The organism is Enterococcus sp. 4E1_DIV0656 (assembly GCF_002140695.1).
Taxonomy (GTDB): Bacteria; Bacillota; Bacilli; order Lactobacillales; family Enterococcaceae; genus Enterococcus_D; species Enterococcus_D entomosocium.
The window spans coordinates 324,203-344,092 of the sequence record NZ_NGLF01000001.1; the positions used below are offsets into that span (position 1 = coordinate 324,203).

Here is a 19,890-nt window from a genome sequence, read left to right on the forward strand (position 1 = left end):
TCTTTAAAAGAGGTAACGTAACAATACAAAGATGATAATGTTCATATAAAGGAGGTAACCGTCTTTGACTGTTTCGATTCGACTGCAAATAAAAACGCTTTATAAAGACTTAAGTCTCAAAGAACAAGCGATTGCCGACTACATTTTGGAAAATCCTAGTAAAGTCAGCCACAGTTCAATCAGTGATTTATCCAATGAATTAGGCATCGCTGATTCGACCTTTTTTCAATTCACAAAAAAACTCGGTTACAACGGATTTAAAGACTTCAAAATGGCAATGCTGATGCAGGAAAATGATTTTTCTGCCATTTCGATCCATGAAAATATCCAGAAGTCTGATAATGAATTGACTATGGCTCAAAAAGTATTTGATTCCAATATGACCACACTGACTGATACCAAAAATCTTTTAAAAGAAGAAGATTTAAAGATTGCTGCTGCAATGGTCAATAAATCTAAACGACTTTTTTTCTTCGGCGTTGGTGGTTCAGAAATCGTGGCAACCGATGCCTATCACAAATTTTTGCGCTCGCCGATCACTGTTTTCCACAGCAGTGATTATCACATCCAACTGATGGAGGCTTCATTGTTGACGCCAGATGATTGCGGCATTTTTATCTCTCATACTGGAAAATCAAGAGAAACCATTGAACTAGCTCAAGTTGCCAAAAACAATGGTGCCAAAATTATCGTCATTACTAGCCATGCTGCTTCTCCTTTAGCCAAACTCGGCGACGTGGTTTTCATCTCTATTTCCGAAGAAACTGAGTTTCGCTCAGAGGCATTGGCATCCAGAATCGCTCAACTGAGCATCATGGATTCCCTCTATGTCATCTTAATGTTTATTAATCGAGACAAAGCACAACAATCGATTGCCAAAATTCGGCGCTCCATTTCAAAAATCAAAGAACCCTGAGAAGGGAAGAAAAAAACTTAACATTTTTCTGTGTTTCGCTAAATCTTTTGTGAATCACGGTTGATATGCAAAAAAACTTGTGTGTTTTTTCCTGTCCTCTTCTTTGGTTTCTTAACAACTTTTTCAGTTCTGAAATTCAACTGCGGTGAGCCTGCCAAAAATCTTGTCCCTTACTCTTGCTGATATTCGCAAAAAAAACCACATCACAAAGCTATCCGCTCTGTAATGTGGTTTTTTAAGACTATTTTTTGGGGTAAATCAATAACGACTAGACACAATCTCTGCTCCAAAGGGCATCAACGCTAAGCGCGCCATTTTCAATGATTGCGCCGCAAATGGAATGCCGATGATCGTGATGGCTAGAAGGACTGCGCTAGCTAAATGTCCTAAAGCCAGTGGTATACCAGAAAAAATCAACCATAAAATATTGAGAATCACGGACACGCCACCGCCACGGTAAACGATGTCTTTCCCAAATGGTGCTAATGACAAAGTCGCAAACTTAAAACATTGCAGACCAATGGGAATGCCGATGATGGTAATACACCATAAACACCCAGCCAAAAACCATGAGATCGCACCGATCAAGCCGCCAAAGACAAACCAAATCACGTTGCCTAAAAAATTCATCTGATTGCCCTCCTTCTCTTTTAATAAAGACTGCTCCTGTTTTAGCAAAGAAAGCAGAGGACATCGTTAGCACTCAGATGTGCACTAGCGTCCCTGCTCCTTCCCCTGCGCTCTTCTCTTTTTTCTTAATACAAGCGAAATACGTTATTTTGTAAAATGCTTATTGTCCAGAATCAACCGTTGATTCGCTGCTGTTATTTGATTCATTTGAGTCATTGCCGAAGACACCGGTGATCGAAGACCAGATGCCGCTAAAGAAGCTCTTGATATTTTCCCAAAGGCCCTTAGAGGTTTCTTCGATTTGCTTGCGGGCTTCTGACAGATCCAATTCTTTGATGAAGTCATCGAAGATATTGTTGTCTCGCATGTCGCTCATCAAAGAGGTCAATTCAGAAATTTGATTTTCCGTAACGATTCCTTCAAGTCCGTTGTCCTTCAAGGCTTTTTCTACTGTTTCTTGAATATCTGCTTGGGTTAATTCCGTACCATCTGCAGTTTGAGCAGCCAAATCGGTTTTCGCTTGTTCTTGCGCTGCATTCAAAGCTTCATCGGAATAGCCTTCTTTATCTTTATTCTCTTCGGTGATCGTAGACAGCACATCCATCTCATCTTGAGCTACGGCTACTCGATTCTGATTGATGACACCGCCTGATTCTTCAACGATTTTGTATACCCCAGCTAAAGCTCCGGAACCGTCGATCGGTACGGCAGAAGCGACCGTTAGCTTCGCATCAGTGATCCCTGCCGTCAGCGCTGCATTTTGGTACTGGGCTGCAGTGATGCGGGTAATGTTATCTGGTGTCGCGATATCGACAGTGATTCCTGCCCCGCTTTCTAAAGTCTGCATTCTGACCGAGCTATAGACCGCCCAATCTGCAGTAAAGCCGCCATCGGGAATGTATTTCATCAAGTCATTACCGTTTGTCGTATAAATCGGTGTTTCGCCTTGGATGCCTAAGCGCTCAAGTGTGTAGTCTTCTTGTGCTTTCGTCAAGGCATTTCCGATCGCCACAGCATTGACTTGCAAACGATCTGAACTGCTGTCAGAGGTACTTGTTTGACTGTCGGTAGTGGCTGTCGTTGCGGTAGAACTGCTTGTTGCAGTGGAACTGCTCGTCGTTGAATTGGTTTCGTCAGCAAAAACTTGTGGTGCTGCTAATAAAACTTGGCTAGATACCAAGAGAGTCGCTAAAATCATCGCTGGTTTTCGAGTCTGTTTTTTCATCACTATATCCTCCAAGTGTTGATCTCTTTTTCAGGGATTTTTCCCTCTTACTGCTGTTATTGTACTATAGGTTTTCTTGCAAAGCCTACGTCTAGGGTCTGAAATGAAGAAAAACTTAGAACTCTGCTGCTATTTAAAAAAAGTGTAACTTGGTTTTATCCTTGGTGCAGCAATGCTTTAGGCGCTTTTCTTTTCATCAACTGTTTTTTTAGCAAACCCAACAGCATAGGATTTGAAATGACTGCCCACTTTCCTCAAGCCGAGAAAGGCTCCCGTTAAAACTATCGTATAAAAGAACAACGGAAACCCTCCTAGTAAAAAAAAGACTTTCCCGGATTCCAGAAACAGCGGGTGACTCAGAAAGATCAATCGACTAGCCTCAGCTGCTTGTTTTGCTTGCCAAGTCCGCTTTTGTGGTTGCTGCTTGATCAGCCAAGCAAGGAAAAAAAGAGTCGTCGGCACAAAGAACAGCATGAAATTCTTATCGTCCCCCTGATTGAGATACACCAGTCGACCTTCAATGCCTAATAAGCAAAGAGAGACCGCAAATTTTCTGCCAAGATGCTTCGCGAAAAAAGGACGTTTCTGGTGTTCACCTAAACAAAACCCGCACAGCAAAAAAAGAAACCCATAAAAAAGACCGTTTCTCGTTGTAAAAAATAGGGTCCGATAATTTTGATAAAATACCAATAATGGTCCACTTAAATAACTGCTGTACGTTTCAAGACAGCCAATCAAATACAAACTGATCGCCAGTAAAAACTGCCACCGATAGCCAAGAAAACGGGTTTTCCTTACTAACCACATGCCAAAGAGCAACGCTGGAAAATACCAAAGATGGTACCAGACCCCTACTGTTAAAAAGCCAGCAGCCAAACCGATGACCCGTAATGGATCGGCAAGATTTTGCTGTCCTAAATAAAACCAACCTAAGGGAAGGTACACGATCGACCAACGCAAATAAAGCTTGAGTTGTCGTTTGCACCATTGCTGCCATGAACAGGTGCTCTTTTGAAAAAAATAGCCATTCAGCAGCAGAAAAAAAGGAACCGCCAAACGACATAAGAGACTCTTTAACAAAAAATGAAGCCCGTTGTTTTCTGCCAGTCGACCACAGTGAACGAGAATCACCAGTAAGGAAGCGAAGAATTGGGTATAGCCAATTGGAACCATAAGGTGTTTTGTCTTCATTCGATCGTTTCTCCTTTCTCCGTCAAATTTGATCAAACATACTTCACTCTACTGGACCTTTCTTTTTATGACCAGCACTGAAAGCTTCCAGAATAGAAAGACAGTGCAACAAGTAGAAACATTGATAAATAAAGGATGTTACCCTTTGTTGCATCGTTAATTTCATAGATCCTCGTTCGCATAGAAAAGAGTTTGCTATAATATATAAGAAGAATGATGGAGGCAAAACAGACACATGGATATTGGGAAAATTATTAAAGAAGAACGCACCAAACGAAATCTCACGCAAGAACAATTGGCGCAGGAATTTTTTGTCACTCGGCAACTGATTTCAAAATGGGAAAACGGCAAGAGCTATCCTGATCTAGACCAAGTAGTCAAACTGAGCAACTATTTTGAATTGACCTTGGACTATTTATTAAAAGAAGACAAACAGATGGTCCAAGAACTCAATCTGACCACCCACCGAAAACGAATTGGCCTCGTATTGATCGCCCTTTTGACTGTTCTCAGTATTAGCTTAAGTACGATTTTGCTGGCAGGATTTTGGATCGATCCAGTCTTTTTCACAAAAGAAGACCTAACGATCACTTCTATTAAAAAGTACCACTTGCCTGCCACTGAGATAACGAATCAGGAAACCGGACAAGTGATTCAGCTGCCTGAAGATACGGAATACTTGATCACTTATACGATCGATCGGCCAATGGTAAAAACGGGCCGTCTGTCGGGTTATAAAGAATACAGCAGCGAAAATGCCAGCCAATTAATGGTTTCGGGTTATCACGGTTTTCATTTTGGCACGCAAACAAGCAAAATCGTCATTCGTAGCAATCGCGAAGACAATTTAGCTGCACCAGAATTAAATGCAAACAAGGATCTTTATCTTCGTAATATGAATAAAGCGCGCGCCTATCAAAAATCTGCAGCAGGTGACGCATTTTCTATCGAAGACGAAGGCGATCTCCTCTTTACTGCAGAAGAACTGGAACAATTACCCTTTGAACAAGGACAACTGCCAGAGTAAACAAAAACCACCGAATCGTTTTGATCGGTGGTTTTTTGCTGACTTCTTAACCTAACAAGATCATTGCGATCGCCGCCAAGGCATTATTGAGAAAATGCATGGCGATGGCTGTTTCTAAGCGCTTGGTTTTTACATAAATCAACGCCATGATCAGCCCCATAGCACCGTAGATCAAAAACTCGACCAGATTGGTGACGGAATGGATGATACTAAAAACGGCTACACTTGAAATGATCCCGACTATCGGGTATTTCTTGAATAAAAGGCCGATAAACCCACCACGGAAAACGATTTCTTCCATGATTGGCGCCGCCACAGCGATCAATAGGAAGATCAAAAGCGGATTTTCGCCTGTAAACAGTTCCCCTAACAATGCATCATTCGCGGTCGCCTCTTGATCGGATATATGCTGCAGATACATGGTACCACCAACAGCAACGACTCGACCTAAAACAAAACCACCGATGATCCATAGCCAGTTGCGCTTCGTTGACCACCCAAAGTCAAAGGTGGCAAGTCCTAGCTTCCGAGCCAAATACATCAGTAGGCCAATGTTTGCCAAAAGCAAGGCAATCAACCCGTAGCTCATCATCGCAGGAATCCTCGGCTCTCCTGCTTCCAAATAATAGATTTTTACCACACTGAATACGGTCATCCCTACTTGACTTAGTAAGAATAAGCCAATCAAAATAAATAAGTTCTTTACTGCTTTCATGCTCTCCTCCATTGTTTGCTCATTGCATTTTGCAGGATTGGGTTACGACAAATCATGACACAGTCCATCACTTGGTTCCCCATATATCCAGAAACTGCTTAGCCGCTATCGGCTTGTTTCTAATGATACTGAGTTTCCTCAGTATTTACAACAAATAAAAAATAAAAACAGTTATTTTGCGTATTTTATCCAACAAACCACGTTTTTTCTTTCGCTGCCCTCAAAAAAATATAAGTAGTGTTTGAAAAAAGCGCTCTCTTATGCTACACTGTTCCTACTTTTGTTTGGCTGACGAACCGCTGCCCCAACCATGTTCGTTTGGACCAACTCGTTGCGAGTATTCGATTTCGAATGCTCTTTTTGTCGCGTTTGTCAAAAGAAAGTGAGTGAATCCAAATGATCCAAGTAGAACACCTCAGCAAGACCTTCCAAGTGTCCAAGCGAAAAAGCGGCTTTCGCCAAGCAGCCAAAGCATTTCTTTCTCGTGAAACCACCACCGTCCATGCGTTGCAAGACATCAGCTTTACCATCAATGAAGGCGAAATGGTTGGCTACATCGGGCCTAATGGTGCTGGAAAAAGTACCACCATAAAAATCATGTGCGGGATTTTGACCCCTGATCAAGGCATTTGTCACATCAATGGTCGTACGCCTTGGCAAGAACGTATTCAACATGTCAAAGACATCGGCGTCGTCTTCGGGCAGCGCAGTCAACTCTGGTGGGATGTCCCCGTCAATGACAGCTTTGATTTGATCCGTGATATCTACAAAGTCGACGCTGCTAGTTATCAGCGCAACCTAGAAGAATTAGTCACCTTACTAGATTTAGGCGAGATCTTAAAAACCCCTGCTCGGTCCTTGAGTCTCGGTCAGCGTATGCGCTGTGAGATCGCCGCCTCCTTACTCCATGACCCCAAAATCTTATTTCTTGATGAACCCACCATCGGTTTAGATGCTGTATCAAAGATTGCCGTGCGTCAGTTTATTAAAAAAAGAAACCAAGAAAAAGGCACCACAGTCATCCTGACGACCCACGATATGCAAGATATCGAGGCGCTGACACAGCGAATTCTGTTGATCGGCAAAGGACAAATTTTGCTGGATGGTCGCCTCGATGAACTAAAGCATCGTTTTTCTGATGTCAAAACGCTGGAGATCGACTATCAAGGGAATGAACCTCATCTGCCAGAAAACGTCCAGCTGCTTCAAAAAGACGTTGGTCGCCTTGTTCTGAAACTTAATCCCAAAGAAGTGTCGGTCGCTCAGCTGCTCAGTCTGCTCAGCAATCAAGTCGAGATCACCGATTTGGCCGTTGCCAGTATCACCGCCGAAGAAATGGTCGCTAAGCTGTATCAGGAGTATCAAATATGAGGAAGTATCAGGCATTTTTCCGCATTCGCTTTATCAATACCTTGCAATACCGCTCGGCGGCAATTGCCGGGATGGCTACGCAACTAGCTTGGGGCTTGATGGAAATTCTGGCATTCCACGCCTTTTACCAAGCAGATCCTAGTGCCTTTCCCATGACCTTTCAACAAACCGTCTCCTATGTTTGGCTCCAGCAAGCCTTTTTGTCTTTATTTATGTTGTGGTTCTTTGAGGCAGAAATTTTCAATACCATCACCACAGGGACGATCGCCTACGAACTTGTGCGGCCGATGGATCTATACAACCGCTGGTTTTGCCAATCGGCTGCCAATCGCTTAGCAAAAGCGCTCTTGCGTTGCGGACCGATTTTTGTGATTGCCTTTTTACTGCCAGCACCTTATCGCTTGATTCTGCCAGCAAACATCGTTGCCCTGTTCTTGTTTCTTTTGTCTATGGCGCTGAGTTTAGGTGTAGTGATCGCTATGTCGCAGCTGGTCTATATCTCGACTTTTTACACATTATCCTCCATCGGGGTGCGGATCGTCATCAGCTCCATCGGTGAATTTTTAGCTGGCGGGGTCATTCCTCTGCCTTTCTTTCCACAGCCTTTTCGCCAATTCGTGGAACTATTGCCTTTTGCTTCCATGCAAAACGTCCCGCTGCGAATTTACAACGGGGATCTGACTGGCTTTGCGCTTGTTTCAGCATTGCTCTTACAAGCGTTTTGGCTCGTACTTTTGATCGCGATCGGAAAAATTTGGCTGCAGCAGGCACTCAAACGTGTCGTTGTGCAAGGAGGTTAAGGAATATGGTTTATTGGCATTATTTTTGTATTCATCTCAAAAGTCAGATGCAGTATAAGGTTTCCTTTGTGTTAACTGCTTTGGGACAATTTCTAGGTTCCTTTACCGCTTTTTTAGGCATTTGGTTTATGTTTGCCCGGTTTCATCAAGTGGATGGCTTTACCTTTGAGGAAGTCCTGCTTTCCTTTGCGACGGTTTTGTTTGCCTTTTCGATTGCGGAATGCTTCTTTCGCGGGTTCGATCTTTTTCCACAAATGATCAGTAATGGCGAGTTCGATCGGGCACTCGTGCGTCCTCGATCCTTGATCTTTCAAGTCTTAGCTTCCAAAATGGAGTTCTCTCGTCTCGGTCGTTTTATTCAAGCCTTGCTGTTGTTTGCGTATGCGATTCCCAATAGTGGAATTGCTTGGCATTTTGGAAATGTCCTGACTCTTTTTCTAATGATCGTCTGCGGCGCCCTCTTTTTCGCCCTATTGTTCTTAGTGTATGCCGCCATTTCCTTCTTTACGATCCAAGGACTTGAATTTATGAATATTTTTACCGATGGTGCCCGAGAATTTGGTCGCTACCCATTTAGTATCTACGGAAAACACGTCTTGCGTTTGTTGACCTACGTCGTGCCGATGGCTTGGTTTCAGTATTATCCATTCTTGTATGTCATTGGTCGCATAACTAATCCTTGGTGGATCTTATCGCCGTTGGTTTGTCTGCTCTTTGCCTTTCCCGCCTTCTTCTTTTGGCGAGTAGGTTTGAAGAACTATATTTCTACGGGTTCGTAAATAAAAAGGAGCGCCTCTCTTTGAAACTAAGAGAATGCGCTCCTTTTTTATTCGGTTATTTCAAGTGAAAAACAGCTTCTCCTTGCTGAATATCGCCGTCAGTTCGCAGGCACTTCCCGCCTTGTTCCTCCATGAAGACAACGATCACCATGGTCTCTTTGCCCATTTCCTCAACTGCTGCTACATCCATTTCTGCCAGCAGCTCACCTGTCGTGACTGACTGGTTTTCTTGGACCGCGATCGTGAAGGGCTCCCCTGCTAACGCCACTGTTTCAATTCCCATGTGGATCAAAAGGGAACGGCCATCCACCAACTCAACGGTTAAGGCATGCTGTGTTGGAAAAATCGTTCGAACCGTCCCGGCTGCTGGTGCATAGATTTTTCCGTGATGATGAGAAACGGCAAATCCATTTCCCATCATTTTAGACGAAAATACCTCATCTGGTACTTCTTCGATCGGTAGCAGTCGGCCTGTTGCCGGTGCACAAATTTCTATTTTTCTTTTAAAAAGCATCCGTAATTCCTCCTTAGATTGCCGACAGTGTTCTCTGACAGCTAGAATAGATAAGAAAAGCTACGAAGGGCAATAAACCAAAGATAAAGATGGCAGTATCGAGGGACAGCACCTGCGAAAGAAAGCCGCCAGCTAATGGCGAAAGAAACGATGCCGCACCAATGTACACACTGATCGATATCAGTTGTCCAGAAGAAAAAACAGCTGGCGGTGTAATAGCACTGATAATCATTCGACTGCCGATGGTAAATGCCGGTACAGTGAAAAACTGCAGAAAACTGGCTGCCAAAAGTAAGAATGGGCTACTAGCAAGCCAATAGACAAAAAATTGTAAGGTTAAAAATATGCCTGCAATCAAAATCAAGCGCTCATTTTTCCATTTAGCAATCATGCGATTCAGCAAAAGGTACGCTGGAATTTCACAAAAGGATTGGATCGACCATTTCAGACCAACAAATTCACTGCCTCTTTCCATTGTAATCAGCTTGTCGATAACGACCGTATTGTTCGCAACGATCGTCAAGTACAAGAGAAAGAACAGTCCCGTATAAACCAAAAAGCGTCGGTCTTTGCATAACAGAAGAATGTCTGCCAGCGAGACACCGCTGTTTGTTGCTGTTCCTTGCTTTTGCGGTAAGGCGTTTTTCTCTGGGATCGTTCGTGAAAATGTATAATTGATAAGCAAAAAGAGGAGCAGCGGCAAACTAAACCAGCGATAATTATTGGAAAATAAAAAGAATGGCACGCAGACACTCATCATACTCCACCCTAAAGAGCCGTTTGCTTTGATTGAAGCAATTCTTTTTGAAGTACTGGACTCCGATAATACCCAGTTATCGAGCACCGTTGCTGTTGTATTGGCTAATCCACCCGCAATAGCCAATACCAGAAAATGGATCAGCCAGTGGTCTTTTCCTAACCAATAAAAACTAATGGAGAAGAAAACCAGAAAGATCATCAGAAGCAGCGAAATACGTTTTAATCGTTTGCTCTTGTCCGAATAATAGCCGATCACTAACTGAAAAAGAATTGTCGTGATGCTGTAGGAGGCTAAAAACCAGCCTCTTTCAAGCGCATCATAGCCTTGCTCAGTTAAAAAAGGAACGATTTGTGTCATCAAAATCGCCATCGTTGCATATTGAACAAAATAGATTACTTGAAATTTGTGTTTGATTTCCATTCTTTGTTTATGATCGGCTGAAGGAAATTCCTTCAGCCGATCCCTTTCCTTTTTACCTGCTGGACCTATTTAAGTTCTGGCCAATATGGTTCGTTCGCCACAATCATTTCATCTAATATTTCTTTGGCGACTTTCGCACTTGGTACAGTTTTGTTCATAGTAAAGGACTGCCACAATTTTTGGTAAGACTCTTGTTCCCAAGCATCAACTGCCAATTTTTCAGATGCGATCTGCTGCTCCATCAATCCCTTTTGGAATGTTGGAATATCACCGATCGACAAGACTTCGTAGCCATCTTTTCCAACTAGACAAGGCAGTTCCACCATTGCATCATGGGCAAAGTTGGCAATTGCGCCGTTGTTTTCAACAATAAGAATCATGCGTTCTTTCGTATTAAAGGTTAGTGCGCAAGCAAGGTCTGTAATAAAGGAAGCATGTTCGTTTGAGGCAAATGTTGTATCAACTGCTGTGTTGTTTGCAACGATTCGTCGGCATTCATCAAACACATACTTCTCTCGTCCGTCAATGATCTCATTGGCACGGGTATACTCTTTGTCCGCATGAGCCACCGTTTCATCAGCCATCAAATAATATTTCAGATAGGTATTCGATAAAAATTCTGGTTCAATTTCGTGCAGATCTTTAGCCGCCCACATCGTTTCCAGCCAACTGCTTTCTTTATGCTGGCCTTTTTGTGTTTGTTCGGTGTAGCCGTACTTTTGAACATGCGCACTGATTTGTGGCATCAAGTCATTGCCGTCATGGTCTTTGATGCTGGTCCACCAGCCAAAATGATTCAAGCCGAAATAGCTCGTCTCAAATTCTTTCCGATCCTTCAACCCAATCACTCGCGCCATGATATCTTCCAAACAAACTGGCATATCACAAATATTGATGATTCTTGAATTTGGTCGGAATCTTCTGGTCGCTTCGGCAACGACTGCTGCTGGGTTGGAATAGTTCAAAAGCCAGGCATCTGGCGAGTATTTTTCCATGTAGTCGACTAGTTCTAAGATCGGTCCAATCGAGCGCAGGCCATAAGCTAAACCACCAGGTCCGCAGGTCTCTTGTCCGACAACATTATGCCTGAAAGGAATTTTCTCATCTTGTTCCCGCATAGCATATTTGCCGACACGAAGCTGTGCCATTACGATATCGACATCCGTAAAAGCTTCCTTTGGATCGGTTGAATATTCGAACTGTACTTCTGGCGCTCGCTCGGCAATAATGATCGCACAAGCTTTTGCTACGGTTTCTTGTCGCTTTTCATCGTTGTCATAAAATTTGATTTTTCTAACTGGAAAGCGCTCTTGACTTTCTAATAACATCATAACTAGCGATGGTGTATAGGTACTTCCGCCACCTGCAATTAAAATTGAACTTTTTTTCTTACTCATGGTACTTGTTCCTCCTTGTGATTCTGTTTTATTCGGCCATTAGTTCTTCGAATGATTCTCTAACCGTTGGTACCGTTAATCCTACAATGATTTGAATGCCGCCATTTCCAGGGTTGACCAATCCTGAGGCACCTGCTTCTTGAAACTGCGTACTATCTGCAACTTTGTCGGCATCCTTAACAGTCAAACGCAGCCGTGTCGCACAATTCGTTACATCAATGACATTGTCTTTCCCACCTACCAAGTGCATATAGGCCTGTGCTTGCCGCACATGTTTTGGTAATTTTTCATCTTGCTTTTTGTTGTCATAATCTGCTTTTGTATACAACTGCATTGCTGCAGTATCATCCTCACGTCCAGGCGTTTTTAAGTTGAACTTCTTGATCATAAAGGAGAACACAAAATACCAGATAGCGGTAAAAATCAGCCCGATAATGATTTGGGTAATATAAGTTGAACTGTGAAATTTCCACAAGGGCAGCCAATTTAGACCTAACCAGTTGATCAATCCGCCGCCAAAGTCCCCGACAACCCCGAAAGCATAGGAGATTGTGGCGATCGAAGCATCCAGTAAAGCATGAACAAACCATAATGCTGGTGCAACAAACAAGAAAGTAAACTCGATTGGTTCAGTGATTCCGGTCAAAATAGCCGTCAATGCTGCCGGTGCAATCAATGCGATCACTTTTTTCTTTTTATCAGGCCGAGCCGCTTGGATCATCGCTAAACTCAGACCTGCCGTTCCAAAGACTTTCGACATTCCTGATAGTGAGAAACCGCCAAACGGATAGAGCTCTTTCAGCGAAAACGCAGTAGTTTGGAACTCGCCAATGTGGGAGGCCCAATAAACGGCCATTCCCCCTTCGACAACCGCACTGTCATAGGCAAACGGTGCATAAACAAAGTGATGCAAGCCTGTTGGAATCAGTATTTTTTGCAAGAACTGATAAATAAAGACACCGAAGTTTCCTGATTCAATGAAAAAGCCTTGCATGCTTCTCATTCCCTCTTGGATAACTGGCCAGACAAAACACATGAGTACTGCCAAAGGAACCATGGCAAAAAAGGAAATCATGGTTACAAAGACTGATCCGCTGAAATTCGACAGCATTTCTGGCAATTCTTTTTCATAGAAGCGATTGTGGAGATAGACAACGATTCCCGAAATCAGCAAGCCGCCCATCATGCCGGTATCTAAGGTGATGATTCCTGCAATCGAGGTCAACCCAGAACCAGCAGTTGCCCCTTGAGCTAAATCTACCGCAAATGATTCTGGCCACAAAGTTAAAATTGCATTTACAAAATAATTAAAAGCGATATAAGTAACGAGTGCCTCCATCGTAGCGCGAGCGGCGTATTTTTTAGCTAGACTGATCGGCAGCCCTACTACAAATAAAAGCGGTAATTGGAAGAAGGGCGTCCAGCCTCCTGCTGCGATCACATTCCAAAATTTGAACCAGAGGGTATCTGGTGCTGCGATATCCCCCATAATCGTCTGATTCGAAAATAGCAGAGAAAAGCCGATAACGATCCCGAAAAAGGAAAACAGCATGACCGGTGCCAGCATCGCTCCGCCGAACCTTTGAATTTTTTTCATCATAGTTTTTCGTCCTTCACGTTTTTTAGTTAAGCGCTTTACTGATTCTCATTTTACTATTAAAATGATGCTATGAAACCCTTTTCCGTTGTTTAAAAGTTTCTCACATTTGAAAGGTTTTTTTCACATAAAATGTGAATTGTCACACAGAATCAATGGAGAGATAAAATGAGGAGATAGCCTATGCTGCAAGACCGTATCACTACCTACCAGTCAAGATTAACCGAGAATGACTTTTTGATCTGGTCCTACATCACCACTCACAAAAAGCACTGCTTGGCAATGTCCATCAATGATTTAGCCAAGGAGTGCATCGTTTCTAGGACGACGATTATGCGCTTTTGTCAAAAAATCGGCTTTGATGGCTTTTCAGAATTCAAATACCATTTAAAGAACGAGGTACAACAAGAAAATGCCCTACTCTCTGAGATTGAAGGCGAAATTCTAGACAATCATATTCAAACGATTGAAAATTTAAAAAAGAAAGATTTTACAGCATTGTGCAAGATGATGGCTCATGCCAAACGAATCTTTGTCTATGGTTCAGGGGACATTCAAAACCTTGTTTCCAATTATATGAAACTCTTATTTTTGCCTAATGGACTACTTGTCTACGATTTTGGTGCGATCTCAGTCAATGAACAATTTTATCGCATCATCGAGCCAGATGATTTAGTGATTTTGATTACTTTAAACGGTGAGTCACCCACCGTTGTCAAACTAGCAAAGCAACTGAAACAGCGCAATATCAACACGATCGGGATCACGAAGCTGAGAAACTCAACGGTTTCTAAACTCTGTTCTGAAACGATTTTCTTTTTAAATCCAGAGATCCAGTCAACCGAAAATGCGATCGCTCCCTTTGAAACGACCGCCACACTTTTCTTTGTGATCGAGTACTTATTGTTAAAATATGATGCTTGGCAAAAACAAGCCGCAAGCGTCTCAGAGCCATAAAAGTTCTCTTGGTTTTCCTTAATTCATTTAACTTACAGTATTTTGAAAGACGCTTGAATAAGCCATTTTCAGCCAATTTCTGCTAGGAAAAGCAGCCAATCTCTGGTAAGATAAATAAAAACGTAAAAGAGGACCAGTTATGGAATATTTAGCGATTTTACTTGTTTTCTTTCTATTGAATGTAGTGATACTTGTACTTGGATTGAAGAAGAAACGAATCATGCTGCTTTTTCTGTCACTCTCTGGTTTATTGTTGGTTTGCTTGATTGCCATTTCTTACGTTTTCTTCTATTCAAATACACTTTAAGTCGTCAAAAACACGGGAAGCTGGCTACGAACCTACCGAAACAAACGAGGCTGTTTTAGTCATTACACCCGACGTATAGGACACATTTGTTAAAATTAATTTGAGAAAAAAAATGACTGTGACATAAGTCGCGAAAAAAGCGTAATGAATAACGGATATCCGTTCATTCATTACGCTTTTCTCTTGTTTTTTTTCATGATGAATAATTAAACGAGCTATACTCACCGCACGTTTCACAGATATAGTAATAGTTGCGTTTCTTCTTATTGTAAAGTTTCAACTTCTTCCCATTTTTACAACTCTTGCATTCTTCTAATTCAGTCAAGGTTTTATAATAAAATAACTCACTGATCATTTCTGGATAAAAATGCGCAAGCAGCTCAATCAGTTTTTTTCTGTCAATTAACAGTAGATTCTCACCGGCTATTTCTAAAGCTTGATCTGTAAAAAAATGTGTAGTGATGAAAAGCCCATTGGGAAACCCTTTGTCTGGAAAAATCCCTTTAAATGCGGCAACGAGTGGCTTACTGATCCGCTCCGTTGTTTTTTGCGGATTCCAGGCTTTACATTGGACCGCTATTGCCTTTTTATTATTAGAAAAAGCATACACATCAATACCACCATCTTTGTAACCATCGATGTTTTGGACGGTATATCCCATCTTTTGTAAAATACATTCAGCAATATAATTCAAATCCTCTGATTTACAGGTTTCTAATTGAGCCACAATCTTTTTCAATTTTTTCGGGTATGTACGTTCATTATGGTTGCTTAGTTCTGGGAAATTAATGACTTCCTTCTTTTTCTTAAATGAAAACATGTCTCTTCCTTTCTTGATTGTTTTGGATGTGATTAGTTAAAGCATAGCTAGTGAGTGGTCTTTAATTATGTAGAATAGAAACTGGTTCTTAAAGAGAGAACTATCTACTTTTCTCAATAAAAATCGTGTGAACTCGATAAAATAAGTCAAAAATAAGAAACTTATAACGGAATATTATTAATTTAATGATAATTTTATTCAAGATAAATGTCAATTAAAGTTTGAATATTCAATAATAATCGATGATTAAATCAAACCACTCTTGATCATTGCTCCATTTCGAAAATTACTAGATAGGATTCGTTACAGTGCTAATTTCCACATTCTTGCCTACAGATTTATTGAGTCCTTTTACTTTGTTTGTAACAGATTCTGAATGTTTTTTTTCGGTTTAGCAGTTGAGTGTCTATTACCTATAAAAACAAAAAAGGTTTCCCTCGTAAAAGGGAAACCTCAGAAATGTTATCGAAACAACATTTACATTTATTTGTCTTATTCTGCAGCGTTGTTGTCTTTGAGACCGTATTTTTTGTTGAAACGGTCCACACGTCCGTCTGCTTGTGTGAATTTTTGACGTCCAGTGTAGAATGGATGTGAATCAGAAGTTACTTCGACACGGATCAATGGATACGTGTTGCCGTCTTCCCACTCAACAGTTTCTTGAGAATTCTTTGTAGAACCTGATAAGAATTTGAAACCAGTAGTTGAGTCCATGAATACAACTGGATGATAATCTGGATGGATATCTTGTTTCATTTCTTCTTCTCTCCTTTGCCCTGGCTCATTTGCTTCACCAGAGTTGATTTGTCGATTTTACAACATGACTATCTTACCATGTTTGGATTTTAGATGCAATTATCTTTTTATATTTCTTTTTGGCCGCTTGTCTCCGAAATGGACATCATGAAAAGCCGCTAAAAACTCTTCATTCTTTTTCGTTTTGCGCAAGAATTGAATGAATTGTTCTGTGAACTCCAAGGAATCCCCCAACATGTTGTTGCGTAAGCGCCAAGTTTCTTCCAATTGTTCACTGCTCATCAGCAATTCTTCTTTACGGGTACCAGATTTCTTGATGTCGATCGCTGGGAAGACCCGGCGTTCTGCGAGGCTGCGAGAAAGCTGCAGCTCCATATTGCCGGTTCCTTTAAACTCTTCATAGATGACATCATCCATGCGGCTGCCGGTATCTACCAAAGCTGTGGCAAGGATCGTCAAACTACCGCCTTCTTCAATATTGCGGGCAGCGCCAAAGAATTTCTTCGGTTTGTACAAAGCAGCTGGATCGATCCCGCCGCTTAGTGTACGTCCGCTTGGAGGAACGACTAAGTTATAAGCTCTCGCCAAACGAGTGATACTATCCATCAAAATCACGACATCACGCTTGTCTTCCACCAAGCGCATCGCCCGTTCTAGTACCAATTCTGAAACACGGGTATGATTGCTAGGCTGTAGGTCAAAGGTTGAAGAAACCACGTCACCCTTGACACTACGTTCTAGATCAGTTACTTCTTCTGGACGCTCGTCGATCAAAAGTACGATCAATTCCACCTCAGGATAGTTGTCCGTAATCCCATTGGCAATTTCTTTCAATATACTGGTTTTCCCAGCTTTAGGCGGGGCAACGATCAGTCCCCGTTGACCAAAACCCACTGGCGCCAGCATATCGATCATCCGAGTCGAAAGACGTCCTGACGTTGTTTCTAATTTTAAATGACGGTTCGGATAAAGGGGCGTCAGCGCTGGAAAATGCGGACGCTCTTTGGCATCTTCTGGATCTTTGCCGTTAACAGACTCAACGTGCATCAATCCATAATAGCGTTCAGATTCCTTAGGCGGGCGCGCCTTACCGGCGACTTTATCGCCATTACGCAAACTAAACCGACGAATCTGTGAAGAAGAAATATAGATATCTTCTGCACTCGGTCCATAGTTGATTGGACGTAAAAAACCATAGCCTTCTTGGCCTACGATATCCAAGATTCCTTCCATATAAAAGAAGCCTTGTTTTTCCGCCTGCGCCCGTATCACAGCCAATGACAATTCTTTTTTATTCATTTGGCTGTAATAAGGAATTCGAAACTCTTTGGCAAAGGTGTAGATCTCTTTTAAGGTTTTGTTTTCCAACTCTGCCATCGTAAGATAATCGCTCATAATTACTCCTCTATCATTTGAATATCAGCTCCAAGAGCCGTTAGTTTTTCGATGATATGATCATAGCCGCGCAAAATGTACTCGACATTAAAGACGCTAGTCGTGCCAGTCGCCATCAATCCGGCAATAACTAGACAAGCCCCTGCCCGCAAATCAGAAGCGACAACTTCTGCTCCGTGCAATTGGCTCGGTCCGCTGACAAAAATCATGTTGCCTTCTGTCGTTGCTTGTGCGCCCATCCGTGCTAATTCAGGAATATGGTTGACCCGTTTGGCATAAATCGTGTCCATAATCTCCGATGTTCCCTTTGCTTTTAGCAATAATGGTGTGATCGGCTGTTGCAGGTCTGTGGCAAATCCCGGATAAGGATAAGTTTTCACAGTCGCTGGTTTCAACTCTTTTGAGGGATGCACATAGATTTCATCTTCGCTGATATCCATTCGCACACCGATTTCTTCCAATTTCGCAATGTAGCTTTCTAGATGCTCATAAATCACATTTTTGACTGTAATGCCTTCACCCGCTGCTGCGGCTAAAGAAAGATAGGTTCCTGCTTCGATTCGGTCTGGAATAATAGAATGACGACAACCGTGCAGTTCTTCCACACCTTCGATACGAATTTCATTGGTACCTGCACCTCTGATTTTCGCTCCCATATTATTTAAAAGGGTCGCGACATCAATGATCTCAGGTTCCCGTGCAGCATTTTCAATGATCGTTTTACCTTTGGCTCTTACTGCTGCCAGCATTACATTGATTGTTGCTCCGATGGAGACCATATCTAAGAAAATCCGTTCGCCAGTCAAGCCTTCTTCTTCGGTACGCAAATACATGGCGCCATGCTCGTTGGTGACTTTTGCGCCAAGTGCTTCGAAGCCTTTGATATGCAAATCGATTGGTCGCGGGCCTAAGAAACAGCCGCCAGGCAACCCAACGACGCCTTCACCAAACTTCGCCAATAATGCCCCCATGAAATAATACGAAGCCCGTAGACTATTGATTTTTCCGTTAGGCATCGGGATCGAAACGATATTGGTTGGATCGATCTCTAGCGTATTGTTTTCAAAATGGGTCTTCACGCCCATGATTTCGATAATCTCAATTAATGAGTGCACATCTTGGATGTCGGGCACTCCTTCTAAAATGACCGGTGAATCAGCTAAGATCGCTGCCGGGATCAATGCGACTGCACTGTTTTTTGCGCCGCTAATGGTGACTTCACCTTTTAAGGGACGATTGCCGTTGATGACAATTTTTTTCATTGAACTCCACCTATACTCTTTTTTAATTTATGTGTATCATTCCAATTTTAGCACAGATTACACAAAGAAAAAAGATGCAGTATATTTTTGATCCCCGCATCAAGAATATTTTCTTAGAAAACAAAAAAACTCTTAGAATCAGTGATTCTAAGAGTTTTGATCTTTGATTAAGATTAAGCTTTACCAGCTGAACCGAACCAGTCGATGTGTTCTTCTGCATCTTTAACGATTGCCGCAACACCTGGTGCTAATAATTTACGAGGGTCGAATCCTTTGCCTTCTTTATCTTTGCCAGCTTCGATGTATTCACGAGTTGCTTTAGCAAATGATAATTGGAATTCAGTATTTACGTTTACTTTAGAAACACCCATTGAGATTGCTTTTTCGATTTGGTCTTGAGGAATACCAGAACCACCGTGTAATACTAATGGTACATCAGAACCTACTGCATCAGCGATTGCTTGTAAGTGGTCAAAAGCAAGGCCTTTCCAGTTTTCAGGGTATTGACCGTGAATGTTACCAATTCCGCAAGCTAGGTAATCAATACCAGTTGCAACCATTTGTTTACATTCTTCGATGTCAGCTAATTCGCCAGAACCGATGATTCCATCTTCTTCTCCGCCGATTGAACCAACTTCACACTCAACAGAAACGCCTTTTGCGTGTGCTTTTTCGACAACTTCTTTAGCCAATTTCAAGTTTTCTTCAAATGGTAAGTGAGAGCCATCAAACATAACAGAAGTGTAACCAACTTCGATACATTCCATTGCTGCATCGTAATCACCATGGTCTAAGTGGATTGCAACTGGAACAGTGATGTTCATTGAATCAACCAAGTTTGTAACGATGTCTTTAGCAACTTTGTATCCGCCCATATATTTGGCAGCACCCATTGAAGTTTGGATTAGAACTGGCGCTTTTTTCGCTTCAGCAGCTTTTAAAATCGCTTGTGTCCATTCTAAGTTGTTTGTGTTGAATCCGCCGACTGCATATCCGCCTTGACGAGCAGCTTTTAAGAATTCAGCTCCTGATACTACTGGCATAAAAAATT

General features: G+C 42.1%; 20 protein-coding genes. 6 read left to right on the plus strand and 14 right to left on the minus strand.

Going from position 1 to position 19,890, the window contains the following annotated elements; translation table 11 throughout:
• The first annotated feature begins 64 nt into the window (after nucleotides 1-64).
• On the plus strand, nucleotides 65-916 hold the full coding sequence (locus A5882_RS01480) for a MurR/RpiR family transcriptional regulator (RefSeq protein WP_016612776.1): 852 nt from the start codon (nucleotides 65-67) through the stop codon (nucleotides 914-916).
• 258 nt (nucleotides 917-1,174) lie between these two features.
• Here the strand turns inward: A5882_RS01480 and A5882_RS01485 are convergent, their stop codons facing one another.
• From A5882_RS01485 to A5882_RS01495, 3 genes are all read right to left on the minus strand, one after another.
• Nucleotides 1,175-1,546, minus strand: coding sequence for a YccF domain-containing protein (locus A5882_RS01485; protein ID WP_008380564.1), 372 nt, complete (start codon nucleotides 1,544-1,546; stop codon nucleotides 1,175-1,177).
• A gap of 160 nt (nucleotides 1,547-1,706) precedes the next feature.
• Nucleotides 1,707-2,771 (minus strand): DUF1002 domain-containing protein, encoded by a 1,065-nt coding sequence (locus A5882_RS01490; RefSeq protein WP_008380562.1) that lies wholly within the window; start codon nucleotides 2,769-2,771, stop codon nucleotides 1,707-1,709.
• A gap of 177 nt (nucleotides 2,772-2,948) precedes the next feature.
• On the minus strand, nucleotides 2,949-3,962 hold the full coding sequence (locus A5882_RS01495; RefSeq protein WP_016612780.1) for an acyltransferase: 1,014 nt from the start codon (nucleotides 3,960-3,962) through the stop codon (nucleotides 2,949-2,951).
• A 235-nt stretch (nucleotides 3,963-4,197) separates the two neighbouring features.
• Here A5882_RS01495 and A5882_RS01500 point away from each other — a divergent pair, with 235 nt between their 5' ends.
• Complete coding sequence (locus A5882_RS01500) at nucleotides 4,198-4,989, plus strand: helix-turn-helix domain-containing protein (protein WP_008380558.1); 792 nt, start codon at nucleotides 4,198-4,200, stop codon at nucleotides 4,987-4,989.
• A gap of 46 nt (nucleotides 4,990-5,035) precedes the next feature.
• Here A5882_RS01500 and A5882_RS01505 read toward each other — a convergent pair whose 3' ends face one another.
• Nucleotides 5,036-5,704, minus strand: coding sequence for a CPBP family intramembrane glutamic endopeptidase (locus A5882_RS01505; protein WP_034872126.1), 669 nt, complete (start codon nucleotides 5,702-5,704; stop codon nucleotides 5,036-5,038).
• Between the two features lie 396 nt (nucleotides 5,705-6,100).
• On the opposite strand from A5882_RS01505, the gene A5882_RS01510 reads away from it, so the two are divergent.
• From A5882_RS01510 to A5882_RS01520, 3 genes are read left to right on the plus strand one after another with little or no spacing between them, the layout of a single operon-like run.
• Nucleotides 6,101-7,075, plus strand: coding sequence for an ATP-binding cassette domain-containing protein (locus A5882_RS01510; protein WP_016612782.1), 975 nt, complete (start codon nucleotides 6,101-6,103; stop codon nucleotides 7,073-7,075).
• Nucleotides 7,072-7,875 carry an ABC transporter permease gene (locus tag A5882_RS01515; RefSeq protein ID WP_086372351.1) on the plus strand — a complete coding sequence of 268 codons (804 nt, stop codon included), beginning with the start codon at nucleotides 7,072-7,074 and terminating at the stop codon, nucleotides 7,873-7,875. Before A5882_RS01510 ends, A5882_RS01515 begins: the two co-directional genes overlap by 4 nt.
• Nucleotides 7,876-7,880: 5 nt before the next feature.
• Nucleotides 7,881-8,654, plus strand: coding sequence for an ABC transporter permease (locus tag A5882_RS01520; protein ID WP_016612786.1), 774 nt, complete (start codon nucleotides 7,881-7,883; stop codon nucleotides 8,652-8,654).
• Nucleotides 8,655-8,709: 55 nt separating this feature from the next.
• On the opposite strand, the gene A5882_RS01525 is transcribed toward A5882_RS01520, so the two are convergent.
• From A5882_RS01525 to A5882_RS01540, 4 genes are all read right to left on the minus strand, one after another.
• On the minus strand, nucleotides 8,710-9,168 hold the full coding sequence (locus tag A5882_RS01525) for a PTS glucose transporter subunit IIA (RefSeq protein WP_016612787.1): 459 nt from the start codon (nucleotides 9,166-9,168) through the stop codon (nucleotides 8,710-8,712).
• A 13-nt stretch (nucleotides 9,169-9,181) separates the two neighbouring features.
• Nucleotides 9,182-10,348: an MFS transporter gene (locus A5882_RS01530; protein WP_016612788.1), complete on the minus strand. Its 1,167-nt coding sequence runs from the start codon at nucleotides 10,346-10,348 to the stop codon at nucleotides 9,182-9,184.
• Nucleotides 10,349-10,413: 65 nt separating this feature from the next.
• Nucleotides 10,414-11,745, minus strand: coding sequence for a 6-phospho-alpha-glucosidase (locus tag A5882_RS01535; RefSeq protein ID WP_010749959.1), 1,332 nt, complete (start codon nucleotides 11,743-11,745; stop codon nucleotides 10,414-10,416).
• A 28-nt stretch (nucleotides 11,746-11,773) separates the two neighbouring features.
• Nucleotides 11,774-13,345, minus strand: coding sequence for an alpha-glucoside-specific PTS transporter subunit IIBC (locus tag A5882_RS01540; RefSeq protein ID WP_016612789.1), 1,572 nt, complete (start codon nucleotides 13,343-13,345; stop codon nucleotides 11,774-11,776).
• A 180-nt stretch (nucleotides 13,346-13,525) separates the two neighbouring features.
• Between A5882_RS01540 and A5882_RS01545 the strand changes: the two genes are divergently transcribed.
• Nucleotides 13,526-14,299 carry a MurR/RpiR family transcriptional regulator gene (locus A5882_RS01545; RefSeq protein WP_010749961.1) on the plus strand — a complete coding sequence of 258 codons (774 nt, stop codon included), beginning with the start codon at nucleotides 13,526-13,528 and terminating at the stop codon, nucleotides 14,297-14,299.
• A gap of 27 nt (nucleotides 14,300-14,326) precedes the next feature.
• Here the strand turns inward: A5882_RS01545 and A5882_RS19695 are convergent, their stop codons facing one another.
• From A5882_RS19695 to A5882_RS01570, 6 genes are all read right to left on the minus strand, one after another.
• Complete coding sequence (locus A5882_RS19695) at nucleotides 14,327-14,572, minus strand: hypothetical protein (protein ID WP_016608418.1); 246 nt, start codon at nucleotides 14,570-14,572, stop codon at nucleotides 14,327-14,329.
• A 227-nt stretch (nucleotides 14,573-14,799) separates the two neighbouring features.
• Nucleotides 14,800-15,426, minus strand: a complete 627-nt coding sequence (locus A5882_RS01550; RefSeq protein ID WP_086372352.1) for a restriction endonuclease — start codon at nucleotides 15,424-15,426, stop codon at nucleotides 14,800-14,802.
• A gap of 492 nt (nucleotides 15,427-15,918) precedes the next feature.
• Nucleotides 15,919-16,182 (minus strand): type B 50S ribosomal protein L31, encoded by a 264-nt coding sequence (locus A5882_RS01555; RefSeq protein ID WP_008380527.1) that lies wholly within the window; start codon nucleotides 16,180-16,182, stop codon nucleotides 15,919-15,921.
• Between the two features lie 99 nt (nucleotides 16,183-16,281).
• Nucleotides 16,282-17,577, minus strand: coding sequence for a transcription termination factor Rho (gene rho, locus A5882_RS01560; protein WP_005233978.1), 1,296 nt, complete (start codon nucleotides 17,575-17,577; stop codon nucleotides 16,282-16,284).
• A gap of 2 nt (nucleotides 17,578-17,579) precedes the next feature.
• Nucleotides 17,580-18,839 (minus strand): UDP-N-acetylglucosamine 1-carboxyvinyltransferase, encoded by a 1,260-nt coding sequence (locus tag A5882_RS01565; protein WP_005233977.1) that lies wholly within the window; start codon nucleotides 18,837-18,839, stop codon nucleotides 17,580-17,582.
• 173 nt (nucleotides 18,840-19,012) lie between these two features.
• Nucleotides 19,013-19,882, minus strand: a complete 870-nt coding sequence (locus A5882_RS01570) for a class II fructose-bisphosphate aldolase (RefSeq protein ID WP_005228297.1) — start codon at nucleotides 19,880-19,882, stop codon at nucleotides 19,013-19,015.
• Nucleotides 19,883-19,890: the final 8 nt, after the last annotated feature.